11 protein-coding genes and 2 pseudogenes are annotated in these 11,912 nt (G+C 72.6%); 7 read left to right on the top strand and 6 right to left on the bottom strand.

The window, feature by feature from the left end; translation table 11 throughout:
• The first annotated feature begins 1 nt into the window (after position 1).
• Positions 2 to 694 (top strand): TetR/AcrR family transcriptional regulator, encoded by a 693-nt coding sequence (locus ACZ4O3_RS12390; RefSeq protein WP_384995186.1) that lies wholly within the window; start codon positions 2 to 4, stop codon positions 692 to 694.
• Positions 695 to 807: 113 nt separating this feature from the next.
• On the opposite strand, the gene ACZ4O3_RS12385 is transcribed toward ACZ4O3_RS12390, so the two are convergent.
• Positions 808 to 1,914: a medium chain dehydrogenase/reductase family protein gene (locus ACZ4O3_RS12385; protein ID WP_467722106.1), complete on the bottom strand. Its 1,107-nt coding sequence runs from the start codon at positions 1,912 to 1,914 to the stop codon at positions 808 to 810.
• Positions 1,915 to 2,137: 223 nt separating this feature from the next.
• Between ACZ4O3_RS12385 and ACZ4O3_RS12380 the strand changes: the two genes are divergently transcribed.
• The 3 genes from ACZ4O3_RS12380 (at position 2,138) to ACZ4O3_RS12370 (ending at position 4,867) form a co-directional block, all read left to right on the top strand.
• A complete protein-coding gene (locus tag ACZ4O3_RS12380; RefSeq protein WP_384995190.1) occupies positions 2,138 to 2,788 on the top strand; it encodes a TetR/AcrR family transcriptional regulator in 651 nt (216 codons plus the stop codon).
• Between the two features lie 184 nt (positions 2,789 to 2,972).
• The gene (locus ACZ4O3_RS12375; RefSeq protein ID WP_467722105.1) at positions 2,973 to 4,205 is read left to right on the top strand and encodes a sensor histidine kinase; all 1,233 of its coding nucleotides are present in this window, start codon (positions 2,973 to 2,975) and stop codon (positions 4,203 to 4,205) included.
• Complete coding sequence (locus ACZ4O3_RS12370) at positions 4,202 to 4,867, top strand: response regulator transcription factor (protein ID WP_467722104.1); 666 nt, start codon at positions 4,202 to 4,204, stop codon at positions 4,865 to 4,867. The genes ACZ4O3_RS12375 and ACZ4O3_RS12370 overlap by 4 nt, the downstream gene beginning before the upstream one ends.
• On the opposite strand, the pseudogene ACZ4O3_RS12365 reads toward ACZ4O3_RS12370, so the two are convergent.
• Both ACZ4O3_RS12365 and ACZ4O3_RS12360 read right to left on the bottom strand, forming a co-directional pair.
• A pseudogene (locus ACZ4O3_RS12365) lies at positions 4,828 to 5,117 on the bottom strand (DUF6332 family protein). The gene ACZ4O3_RS12370 and the pseudogene ACZ4O3_RS12365 sit on opposite strands and share 40 nt — an antisense overlap.
• A gap of 91 nt (positions 5,118 to 5,208) precedes the next feature.
• Positions 5,209 to 6,684 carry an MFS transporter gene (locus ACZ4O3_RS12360; protein WP_467722103.1) on the bottom strand — a complete coding sequence of 492 codons (1,476 nt, stop codon included), beginning with the start codon at positions 6,682 to 6,684 and terminating at the stop codon, positions 5,209 to 5,211.
• Positions 6,685 to 6,770: 86 nt separating this feature from the next.
• Here ACZ4O3_RS12360 and ACZ4O3_RS12355 point away from each other — a divergent pair, with 86 nt between their 5' ends.
• Complete coding sequence (locus tag ACZ4O3_RS12355) at positions 6,771 to 7,253, top strand: MarR family winged helix-turn-helix transcriptional regulator (protein ID WP_362731197.1); 483 nt, start codon at positions 6,771 to 6,773, stop codon at positions 7,251 to 7,253.
• Here the strand turns inward: ACZ4O3_RS12355 and ACZ4O3_RS12350 are convergent.
• The 3 genes and pseudogenes from ACZ4O3_RS12350 to ACZ4O3_RS12340 all read right to left on the bottom strand — a co-directional run.
• Positions 7,185 to 7,919, bottom strand: a complete 735-nt coding sequence (locus tag ACZ4O3_RS12350; protein ID WP_467722102.1) for a maleylpyruvate isomerase family mycothiol-dependent enzyme — start codon at positions 7,917 to 7,919, stop codon at positions 7,185 to 7,187. The two genes, ACZ4O3_RS12355 and ACZ4O3_RS12350, sit on opposite strands and share 69 nt — an antisense overlap.
• Before the next feature lie 140 nt (positions 7,920 to 8,059).
• A complete protein-coding gene (locus ACZ4O3_RS12345) occupies positions 8,060 to 8,764 on the bottom strand; it encodes a lysostaphin resistance A-like protein (protein WP_467722101.1) in 705 nt (234 codons plus the stop codon).
• Positions 8,765 to 8,787: 23 nt separating this feature from the next.
• Positions 8,788 to 8,940 (bottom strand): annotated as a pseudogene (locus ACZ4O3_RS12340) (arginine deiminase family protein); the annotation flags it as partial.
• Positions 8,941 to 9,310: 370 nt separating this feature from the next.
• On the opposite strand from ACZ4O3_RS12340, the gene ACZ4O3_RS12335 reads away from it, so the two are divergent.
• A complete protein-coding gene (locus ACZ4O3_RS12335) occupies positions 9,311 to 10,930 on the top strand; it encodes an alpha/beta hydrolase (RefSeq protein WP_467722100.1) in 1,620 nt (539 codons plus the stop codon).
• A gap of 387 nt (positions 10,931 to 11,317) precedes the next feature.
• A complete protein-coding gene (locus tag ACZ4O3_RS12330) occupies positions 11,318 to 11,659 on the top strand; it encodes a hypothetical protein (RefSeq protein ID WP_467722099.1) in 342 nt (113 codons plus the stop codon).
• Positions 11,660 to 11,912 lie beyond the last annotated feature (253 nt).

Raw genomic sequence — 11,912 nt, 5'->3', positions numbered from 1 at the left:
CATGACCACCGCACAGGGCGCCCGCGCGCGAGCCAGGATGGAAGTCACCGCGGCCATCAAGGACGAGGCGCGCAGACAGCTCGCGGCCGAGGGTGCGGCCAAGCTGTCGCTGCGGGCCGTCGCGCGCGAACTCGGCATGGTCTCCTCGGCGCTCTACCGCTACTTCCCGAGCCGCGACGACCTGCTCACCGCGCTGATCATCGACGCCTACGACTCCCTCGGCGAGGCCGCCGAGACCGCGCACGCCGCCGACGCCGATGCCGCCCCCGCGCAGCGCTGGGTCACGGTCTGCGAGGCGGTGCGCGGCTGGGCGCTGGCCCACCCCCACGAGTACGCGCTGATCTACGGCTCGCCGGTGCCCGGTTACTCGGCGCCGGACACCACCATCCAGCCGGCCGCCCGGGTCGCCCTCGTCCTGATCGGCATCCTGCTCGACGCGTTCGAGCGACGGGGTCTGGCCCGCACCCCCGTGCCCGCCGAACTCGCGCCCGAGGCCCGCCGGATGGCCGACGAGCTCATGCCGGGCCTGCCGCCCGAGGTGGCCGTGGCCATGGCCGCGGCGTGGGCGCAGCTGTTCGGGCTGGTCGGCTTCGAACTGTTCGGCCAGTTCAAGGGAGTCGTGGAGGACCGTGACCGGTTCTTCCGGCATGCGGCCGCGCAGCTCGCCCACGGGGTGGGCCTGGTCTTCCCGTAGCCGGTCCTGCGGCACCCCGTCTTGCCGCGGCGGGCTCCGGCGGTCCGGGTGAAGACCGGTCGCCGGGCCGGTGCCCGTCCCGGCGTCGGCACCCGTCCCGGTGCAGGCGGTCGTCACCGGGCCTCGGCGGCCGACGTTCCGGCGCCGGTGTCCGGGACGAGTACGATCTTGCCCGCGACCGTCCCCGACTCGGCGAGCCGCAGGGCCTCCGCGGCCCGGGTGAGGGGCAGCCGGGCGGCGATGCGGGCGGTGACCTCACCGCGCTGGAGGGCCTCGAACACCTGGGTGAGGTCGGCGCTCAGCCGGGCCCGGAAGCGGTTCTTGCCGAGGGCGCGGCCCTCCCAGACGTTGAAGAAGCAGGCGTGCCGGCCGTTGGGCAGCGCGTTCCACAGCCGCACCCGGCCGAGGATCTTCAGGACGGGCAGTTGCTTGGAGCCCGAGTCGTCCCGGGTGGTGGCGCTGCCGTAGGCGACGAGGGTGCCGCCCCGGGCGAGGAGATTCCAGGAGTCGACGACGCTGCGGCCGCCGAGGTGGTCGAAGACGGCGTCGACACCACCGGGGGCCAGTTCGCGGACCCGGGCGGGGACGTCCTCGGCACGGTAGTCGACCGGGGTGACACCCATCTCCCGCAGCGCGTCGTGGTGGCGGGCGGAGGCCGTGCCGATGACGCGCAGGCCCGCGGCGCGCGCGAGCTGGACGAGGACTGTGCCGACCCCGCCGTTGGCGCCGTGCACCAGGATCGTGCCGCCCTGCCGCACCCTGGCCTTGCGATGGAGCATCTGCCAGGCCGTGATGCCGTTGACGACCAGCGTCTCGGCCTCCGCCGCCCCGACCCCGGCCGGCACCTCCACGGCGTCGGCCGCGTCGAGCACGACGTGACTGGCCCAGCCGCCCACCTTGACCAGGGACGCCACCCGCTTGCCGACGAGGCCGGGCGTGACTCCCCCGCCGGCCGTGAGCACGGTGCCGACCAGGTCGTAGCCGGGGACGAAGGGGAACGGCGGCTGGTCGTAGTAGCGGCCGCGGCGCATCTGCTGCTCCGCGAAGGAGACGCCGGTGGCCTCCACGCGTACGACGATCTGGCCGGCGCCCGGGGCCGGGATCTGCCGGTGCCGGATCTGCAGGCCTTCGGGCTCCACGATGCCCGGCAGGACGACCTCGACGAGCTCGGTGCCGGTGGTGGTGCCCTGCTGGCGTGCGGTGTTTGCGGCGTTTTCCATCACGACCTCCATGACGATCTCCCTGAAGACGCAGTCGCAAGCGGGAGGAGTGTCCGCTTGCGTTAGAAGCTATAACTAAAATGATTGGTCATAGCCTAAGTGTCAAGCTATCGCGAAGCGGAGGGAGCTAGTTTCCGTTAGAAGTGATCTCTGAAGTGATAGGTTGAAACAGCCGGAACAGCCCCAAAGCGCACACGTCAGCAGCGAGAGGAGCGTGCAGGTCATGGCGGCAGAAGCAGTGAGCCCCCGCGAGCGGTACCGGAGCCAGGTGCGGGCCGACATCAAGGCGCATGCCTGGAAACAGATCGCGAAGTCCGGCGCGTCGGGCCTGTCCCTGAACGCGATCGCCAAGGAGCTGGGCATGAGCGGCCCCGCCCTCTACCGTTACTTCGGCAGCCGCGACGAGCTGATCACCGAGCTGATCCGGGACGCCTACCGGGGCCTTGCGGAGACCTTCCGCGCCGCGGCCGGCTCCCGGGCCGGCATCGAAGGCCTCGCGCACGTTCTGCGCCGCTGGGCACTCGACGACCCCCAGCGGTACTTCCTCGTCTACGGCACGCCGGTGCCCGGCTACCACGCGCCCGACGACATCACCGCCATTGCCCAGGAGATCATGGCCGCACTGCTCGACGTGTGCGCCGCGGCCGAGCCCGAGGCGCCGGCCTCCGCGGGCTTCACGGCCCACCTCGCCCAGCACCGCGAGTGGGCCGGGGGCCACCCCGCGTCGCCGGGGGTGCTGCGCAGGGCGCTGGCGTTCTGGACCCGGATGCACGGTGTGCTCTCGCTGGAACTCGCCGGGCAGTTCACGGGCATGGGGTTCGATCCGGAGCGGCTCTTCGACGCCGAGGTCGCCGAACTGACGGACGGCCGCTGAGCACGCGGCCGCTGACCGCGACTTCTGACCGCACGGTTCGTGACCGCAGGGCTCCTGTCCGTGCGGTTACGGATCGCACGGCCCCCGCCGCACCCGCACGCGGCTCCCTACTCCGCGGGGAGTACGTGTGATCACCTCGCCGGGCTGACGCTCGTGCGGGCGGGTGCCGTCTAGCGTGGCGGGCATGGACGAGCGGCGGGAACGGGGGCGCGGCCCCGCGCAGTGGTGGCACCACGGCCCCCCGTGGTGGCACCACGAGGGCGAGGGCACGGGCGAGCCGCCGCGCGGCCGGCTCCCATGGCGCACCACCCTCCCGCTCACCGTGCTGGTCCTGGCCGGCTCGAAATTCGCCGCCCACGGGCAGCCGCACCGCGAACCCCTGGACGGGTACGCCCGGCTGCTGCTGCTGGCCGCCTGCGCGCTGCTGCTGTGGCGGCACCGGCACCCGGTGCCCGTGGTGTTCGGCACGGCGCTGCTCGCCCTCGGCTACCTCGCGGCCGGCTACCCCTACGGCCCGGTCTTCGCGGCCGTTGCCGTGGCCTGCTTCAGCGCCGTCGTCGCCGGGCGCCGCCGGGCCGCCTGGGCGGCCGTCGGGATGCTGTGGGGCGGCCACCTGCTGATCTCGCTCTGGCTGTACCGCAGGCTGCCCCCACCGGGTGACACGGGGGCAAGCGCGGGCCAGGAGGTGATCGTCGCCACCTGGGTGCTGATCGTCCTCTTCGTGGCGGAGCTGGTCCGGCTGCGGCGTGAGCAGTGGGCGCGGGAGCGGGCCGACCGCGCTCAGGCGGCCCGGCGGCGGGCGGACGCGGAACGACTGCGGATCGCCCGCGAACTGCACGACGTACTGGCGCACAGCATTTCCGTCATCAACGTCCAGGCGAGCATGGGCCTGGCGCTCCTGGACGCCGACCCCGGGCAGGCCCGGGCCGCGCTCACCACCATCAAGGCCGCCAGCAAGGAGGCGCTCGGCGAGGTGCGTCAGGTCCTGGACACCCTGCGCGCCCCGGGAGACGCGCCGCGAACGCCCGCTCCCGGCCTCGGGCGGCTGCCGGAACTGGTCGAACAGGCGGCGAGCGCAGGGCTCACGGTGACCGTGGAGGGGGAGCCGCCCCGGCTGCCGCCCGGCGCCGATCTGGCCGCCTTCCGGATCGTCCAGGAGGCGCTCACCAATGTCGTACGGCACTCGGGTTCCCGGCACGCGCGCGTGCGGCTCGGACGCGGGGGCGGGGAGCTGCGGCTGCGGATCGACGACGACGGTCCGGCGACCGGCGCGGACGCGGGCGGCAGCGGGAACGGCCTGGCCGGGATGCGGGAACGGGCGGCCGCCCTCGGTGGCACGATCGAGGCGGGGCCACGCGCCGACGGCGGCTTCCGGGTCCTGGCCGTGCTGCCCCTGACCGACCGGCAGGACCGATGATCCGGGTACTGCTCGCCGACGACCAGTCGCTGGTGCGGGCCGGGTTCCGGGCATTGCTCGACGCGCAGCCGGACGTCGAGGTGGCCGGGGAGGCGGCGGACGGCGAGGAGGCGCTGCGCAAGGTGCGCGAACTGCGCCCCGACGTCGTCCTCATGGACATCCGCATGCCACGGCTGGACGGCCTGGCCGCGACCCGCCGGATCACCGGTGAGCGGGAGCTGACGGACGTCAAGGTGGTGATGCTGACGACGTTCGAACTGGACGAGTACGTCTTCGAGGCGATCCGCTCCGGCGCCTCCGGGTTCCTGGTGAAGGACACCGAGCCGGGAGAACTCGTGCGCGCCGTCCGGGCGGTGGTGGGCGGGGACGCGCTGCTGTCGCCGGGGGTGACGCGCCGGCTGATCGCGGAGTTCGCGGCCCGCTCCAAGGAGCCGGCCGCCGCCGGCGCGCTGGCCCGGCTCACGGACCGGGAGAGAGAGGTGATGGCCCTGGTCGGCATGGGCCTGTCGAACGACGAGATCGCCCGCCGCCTGGTGGTCAGCCCGCTCACCGCCAAGACCCACGTGAGCCGCACGATGGTCAAGCTGGGCGCCCGCGACCGGGCCCAACTGGTCGTCCTGGCCTACGAGTCGGGGCTGGTGCGGCCCGGCTGGCTGGGCTGAGGGGAGGGCCGGAAGCGGACCAGCACGCTGACCTCCCGGGCGAAGAACAGCACGACGGCCGGCACCGCGCCCACCGGCGGCAGCGTCCGTTCGAGACCGGTGGGCAGGCCGATGAGCAGGGCCGGCCCCGTCACCGCTCCGAAGATCACCAGCGCCGCGAACACACCGCACGGCACAGCGCGTATCCGATCTCGACCGTGATCGCGTCCCGCTCGGCCTGACCGCGCCGTCCCCGTGACCCGTCGTCCAGGCGGTGTCACAGGCGTGCGCCCGGCGGGGCAACCGGCCCCGCCGGGCGCACGTAGGGAGGCGGCCCCCGTCGGTCGCGTACCGGTCGCGCGTCAGTCGCGCACGGACACGCGTTCCGCCTCCAGGGAGGTGGACTGGGCGATCACCACGCTCTGCTGGGTACGCCGGGTGCGCAGCCCGGTGAGCGTGATCAGGAGACCGGCGAGGGCCACGCCCGCCACCACCATGAAGCCGGGGCGGTAGCTGTCGAGCATCCCCTGCGGGGTCGGGTGCGCCGGAGCGCCCGCGGTGACCACGGCTGTCACGACCGCCAGGAAGATCGCCCCGCCCACCTGCACCGAGGTGTTGAGGAGCCCGGAGACCATGCCCTGCTCGTGGTCGTCGACCCCGTTGGTGGCCTGGATGTTGAGCGAGGGGAAGACCAGCGCGCAGGCCGCGCCGATCAGCAGCATCGACGGCAGGATCACCGTGGCGTACGCCGGGTCGAGGTCGATGCGCAGGAACAGGGCGTAGCCGAGGACCATGAACGCGAAGCCCGCCGCGATCAGCCGTGGGGTGCCGAAGCGGTCCACGATCGCGCCGACCTTGGTCGAGGACACCGCCACGAGCGCGCCCGCGGGCAGGAAGGCCAGGGCGGTGTGCAGCGCCGACCAGCCGAGCAGGGACTGCATGTACAGGGTGGTCAGGAACTGGAAGCCGACGTAGGAGCCGAAGAAGGCGACCGCGCCGAGCTGGGCCCGGACCTGGCTGCCGGAGCGCAGCACGCCGAGCCGGACGAGCGGGCCGGGGGAGCGGCACTCGACCCGGACGAAGACGGTCAGCAGGACGGCGACCGCGAGGAAGGACAGCAGGGTGCGGGCCGATGCCCAGCCCACCTGCGGGGCCTCCACCACGGTGAACACCAGGAGCAGCATGGAGGCGGTGCCGAGGACCGCGCCGGGGATGTCGTAGCCGTTGTGGTCGCGTTCGCGGGCGCTGCGCGGCAGCAGCCTGAGGCCGGCGACGAGCGCGATCAGGGCGATGGGGGCGGGCAGCAGCATGGTCAGGCGCCAGCTGGCCTCGGTGAGCAGGCCGGACAGGACCAGGCCCATGGAGAAGCCGGTGGCCGCGCAGGTGGTGTAGATGGCGAGGGCGCGGTTGCGCAGCGGGCCCTCCGGGAACGTGGTCGTGATGATCGAGAGGCCTGCCGGGGCGGTGAAGGCCGCGCTCAGGCCCTTGATGAAGCGGCTGGCGATGAGCAGCGGGCCCGAGTCGACCAGGCCGCCGAGCAGTGAGGCGAGGGCGAAGACGCCGAGCGCCACGAGGAACACCTGGCGGCGGCCCAGCAGGTCCGCGGTACGGCCGCCGAGCAGCAGCAGGCCGCCGTAGCCCAGGATGTAGCCGCTGACGATCCACTGCAGCGTGGAGGTCGACAGCTGCAGGTCGGAGCCGATCGAGGGCAGCGCGACGCCGACCATCGACACGTCCAGGGCGTCCAGGAACATGGCGGCGCAGAGCACCAGCAGGGTGCCCCACAGGCGGGGGGTCCAGCGTCCCTCGGTGGCAGGGGCGGTGAGCGGAGAGGTCATGGGGACAGACACTACATGCACATGCATCGAATGCAAGCGCATTTAATTACGATGCAATAATTCCATGTCTCTGCTACGGTGCGGGAATGGCGGCGAAGAAGCCCGAGCAGGCACTCGTGGAGCAGTGGCGGGACATCCTCGCCCTGCACGCCCGCACCCAGTGCGAACTGGACCGCGCCCTGCACGGCCACGGCCTGTGCGCCAGCGACTTCGAGGTCCTCGACCTGCTCTCCGACGGTACGGCGGAGGACGGCGGCTGCAGCTACCGCGTCCAGGAGATCGCCGAGCGGGTGCACCTGAGCCAGAGCGCGCTGTCCCGGCTGGTCGCCCGGCTGGAGAAGGACGGCCTGGTCGAGCGGGCCATGTGCGCGGAGGACCGGCGCGGTGTGCGGGTGGCGCTCACCGGCAGGGGGCGCGCGCTGCACGGCGAGGTGCTGCCGGTGCAGCGCGCGGTGCTCACCCGGATGCTGGCCGGGCAGGGCCGGCTGTCGGACCGGCGGTCAGATTCCGGACCGGGTTCGCCACAGGTCGGCCAGTTCCGCGTCGCCGATCACCTTCGGCACCGGTAGCCGGTTCCACAGCGCCAGGTACAACTCGTCCGCGGGGCCGGAGAGTTCCGCCGTCGCACCGGGGAGTACGCCGAGTTCGGTGACGGGCGGTTCCGTCGACAGCCGCACCGTCCAGGCCGCGTCCCGGTCGGCGGTGCGCACCTGGAGCACCCGCGGGTACTCGGAGCGGACCCGGCTGCGGGAACGGGCGTGGAAGCCGCGCAGCAGTTCGTCGATGCCGTCGACCGCGAAGTCCGCGGCGACGGGCGAGAGCGGCCCGCCCCGGGCGGCCTCGGCGTCGTACCGGTGCACGGTCGTCTCATGGGCCTGCCGCCGCGTCCAGAAGGTGAGCGGTGAGGGGACGGGGGCGGGGTGGAAGGTCCAGCACGTCACCTGCCGCGGGGCACCGGCCAGGGTGTCGACGAGCATGCGGTGGCCGGCCCGGAACCAGGCCGTCAGTTCGGTGCCGTCGAGGCCGGGCGGGTCCGGGATGGGCCGGGGGCCGGGGTGGGCGTCGGCGACGACTCCCGCGGCCCACCGGTGGATGGTGCCCGTGTGCCGCAGCAGGTCGCGCACCCGCCAGCCCGGGCAGGTCGGCACCTCGGCGTCCAGGCCCGCGGCCTCCGCGGCCGCGGCCAGTGCCCGGCCCTCCCGGTCAAGGATCTGAAGGTACTCGGCAGTCTCCATGCGGCGAGTCTGCCCGACGGGACACCCGCCGGTACGGCAGGCCCCGGACCGCTGCGTCCTAGAAGGTCGATGAAGATCTTGGTGAGGGGTTGTCCGGCCGTCAGGCCGGACAACCCCTCACCAAGATCTTCATCGACCTTCTAGCGCAGCAGGAACCCCACCGCGTAGCCCAGTGCGTTGACCGCCCAGTGCAGGGCCATCGGCGCCAGCAGGGAGTCGCTGCGGTCGCGCAGCCAGCACAGCAGACACCCCGCCACGGCGGTGAACAGCACCGCTCCCACGTCCACCAGGACCGCTCCGGCGGCCGACTGCCCGAAGACCGAACCCAGCGTCGGCTTGTCCTTGTTGAGGTTCAGCGAGGGCAGGATGTGCCAGAGACCGAACAGCACGGAGGACAGGACGGCGGCCGTCGTCGCCGTACGCAGCCGGCGCAGCAGCGCGAACAGCACCCCGCGGAAGGCGATCTCCTCCAGCAGTACGGTCCCCACCGGCACCGCCACCAGCGCCTTGAAGGCGATCTGCGCCCCGCTCAGGGTGTCCGTCCGCTGGTCCGCGAAGAGTCCGCGGGTGACCGGGACCAGGGCCCCGCACAGATAGACGGCGGCGACGATCCCGATCAGGGTGCCCCCCCAACGTATCCCGTCCACCAGCGTGTTCCTGCCGAGTCCCAGCTCCGCCCAGTCGCCCCCGGCCCAGAACAGCAACGCCACCAGGACCGCCGAGGCGGCGACCGCGGTGAGCAGGATCCAGGATTGGGCCCACCGGTTGTCCAGCAGGTTGGCCGCCACCAGCACGGCCACGGCCGCCGGCAGGGCGGCCCGGGTGCGGACCCGGGAGGCCGGCATCTCCCGGTCCGGGCCAGGGCGGGTCAGAACTCGACCGGGTCGCGCAGCAGCGGGCAGGTCATACAGTGCCCGCCGCCCCGCCCCCGGCCCAGTCCGGCGCCGACGATGGTGATGACCTCGCCCCCCGCCTGGCGCGGCAGGGTGGTGGTCTGGGTGTTGCGGTCGGCGAAGAACACCGTGTCCAGGTGCATCGCGGAACGCGGCCTGGGCATCCCGGCGACCACCATCGCGATCGGCGTGAGCCTGGCCGCAGGTGGCGAGGAACGGGGACGCTCGGTCGTCCGGGCCTGGGCCATGCCCACCACATTGGGACATCCCGTACCGCTCCGCACCTCCTGTCGGCCATCAGGAGGGGCCGGGCGGCCTTCCGGATGCGGCGGCGGGCGCGGTGGCCGATCGTGGTCCCGAGGTGGCCAAGTGGGTGCAGCGGGCAAGGCTCTGAATCGTACGAGGGACTGGCCCCGTCGGGTGACGGAGTGGGTGCACCGGCATGCGACGGGCCCGGACCGGGTGGTCCGGCGGCGGCCGTGCTCGTGCGGAATCGCCGTGGCGGTCCTGTGCTACTGCCTGTCCCTCACGCCCTCCCTGCTACCGCGCTCCTGGTGGCTCCAGGGGATCGTCGCCGGTGTCTCGGCGGTCGTCGGCTACGCGGTCGGCGCCGTACTGGAGACCCTCGCCCGGTCCCTGCTCCGCTGGGCCGGCTTCCGTATCCGCCCGCGGGTCCGCAGGATCGTCCGGGCGGCCCTCGGGACACTCGGGGCGGCCGCGGTCGTCGCCGTCACCGCCTGGAGCGTCCGCTGGGAGGGCGAGGTCCGGCGCGCGGTGACCCTGCCCCCCCAGGTGGTCTGGTGGCAGTGGGCGCTGGTCCCGGTCGCCGCCGCCCTGGTCGCGACGGTGCTGCTCCTGATCGGGCGCACGGTACGGCTCGGTACCCGCCTCGTCGTCCGCCCCCTCGGCCTGCGCGTCCCGCGCCCGGTCGCCTACGCCACCGGGGTCGCCCTCGCCGCGTTCGTGATCGTCGGCATCCTCCAGGGCTTCCTGCTGCGCGGCGCGCTGGACGCGGTGGAGAGCGCCGCGTCCCTCGCCGACCAGGGCACCGCCGAGGGTGTCCACCAGCCCCGCCTGCCCACCCTCTCCGGCAGCCCCCGGTCCGCCGCCCCCTGGGACACCCTCGGAGCCAGGGGCCGCGACTTCGTCGGCACGGCCACCACCCGCGCCGACATCACCGCCTTCACCGGCCGTCCGGCCAAGGACCCGGTACGCGTCTACGTCGGCCTGCGCACCGCCGACACCCCCGGCGAACGCGCCGCCCTCGCCGTCCGCGAACTCGAACGCACCGGCGGCTTCTCCCGCAAGATCCTCGCCGTGATGGGCACCACCGGCACCGGCTGGATCAACGACCAGGGCAGCAGACCACTGGAGTACCTGTGGGACGGCGACACCGCCGAGGTCGCCATGCAGTACTCCTACCTGCCCAGCTGGGTCTCCGCGCTCACCGAGGACGAGGCCGCCGCCACCGGGCGCGCCCTCTTCGACGCCGTCCACGAGAAGTGGCGGACCCTCCCCGCGGGCTCCCGCCCCCGGCTCGTCGTATACGGCGAGAGCCTCGGCTCCTTCTCCATGGAGTCCGCCCTCGGCGGCTCCCCGGCCACGCTCATCTCGCAGACCGGCGGCGCTCTGTTCGTCGGGCCGACCTACGACAACCCCCTGTGGAAGAAGGTCACCGCGGACCGGCAGCCGGGCAGCCCCGAGTGGCGGCCGGTGGTCGGCGACGGGGCGCACGTGCGCTTCGCGCAGGTACCGGCGGACTACGCCATCCCGCCCGCGCCCTGGGGCGACCCACGCGCGGTCTATCTCCAGAACGGCTCCGACCCCGTCGTCTGGTGGTCACCCGCCCTCGCCTTCCACCGGCCGGACTGGCTGGACCCGCCGCGCGCCCGGGACGTCTCACCGGCGATGCGCTGGTACCCGCTGCTGACGTTCTGGCAGGTGGCCTGCGATCTGGCCGGCGCCGACAGCGTCCCGGACGGATACGGACACCGGTACGGCACCCTGCCGACGAGCGCGTGGGCGGAGGTCACCCGGCCACCGGGCTGGACGGCGGCCGACACGGCGAGGCTGGCCGGGCTGCTGGAGTCGGTGCGGGAACCGGGACTGCTGGACTGACTGGGGCTGACCGGACTGACCGGACTGGGACCGACGAGACGAGCGCGGCGACCGCGACCGGCAGCACGGCATTCGTCCACGCCGCAAAGGCGGGCCGCCCGCATTACTCCCGTGCTGCCGCACCATGGCTTCGAGCTATTCCAAAGCCGAGCCGCCCCGGCGGACGGCGGCCACCGCAGAAGCCGCGCACGCTCTCTGGCACCAAGCTGCACCGGGTGGTCGAGGGAGGGCGGGGGCGCCTCGAACACGAGCAAGGGGGCACGCCGGTGGCGGTGTGGAGTGGCCCGTTCTGGCTCGTCGTGGCTCGAAGAAGATCCAGGTCAGGTCTGTGCCTGTGTATCACAGAATTCTGACAGGGAATTCGGAATTGCGGATTCCGCTGTCAACGTGCTGCCAGTGCAGGTGCCTGCGTTCGGTTTTCGTGGAAATTTCCCACGCATATCGATGATAATTTATGCGGCGGCCGGAATGCTTCCGGCCGGTGATTTGAAAGATGTTCTTTTTTCAAGGGGGAATTATCTCATGTGGATGGGTCTGCCGCGTGTCGCCGGCATCGTTTCGGCTCTCGCGGTTGCGGGCGTCTTCGGTGTCGTGAGCGTCTCGGCGATCTGCCCGGCGCCGGCGGCGAGAGCGGCGGTGTCGGCGGCTGCGTCCGATCAGGATCCGATCTGGGACGTGGTGTCGGTCGAATCGGATGTTTCGGGGCAGAGCGACCCCATATGGGATTGATATTCGGCCATCAGTGACCGGTGGGGGCCTGCCCGTGAGGGTGGGCCCCCTCGTGCTGCCCGCCGCCCCGTCCGCGTCGCATATTCGTTGCGAAACTGTTTCCGTTTGAGCATGATGTTCGGAAGCGTGTGCGATCCACGGGGGAGGAGCACCGATGCTGGACCCGTTAGGCCTGTCATCCCACGTGTCCGAGATCTACCGAACCATGCTGAGGGATCCTGAATGCAGCCCAGAAGAACTCGCGGCCTCGCTG

This window comes from Streptomyces sp. NPDC026515 (genome assembly GCF_055567595.1).
This window is presented reverse-complemented; position numbering and strand designations above follow the sequence as displayed.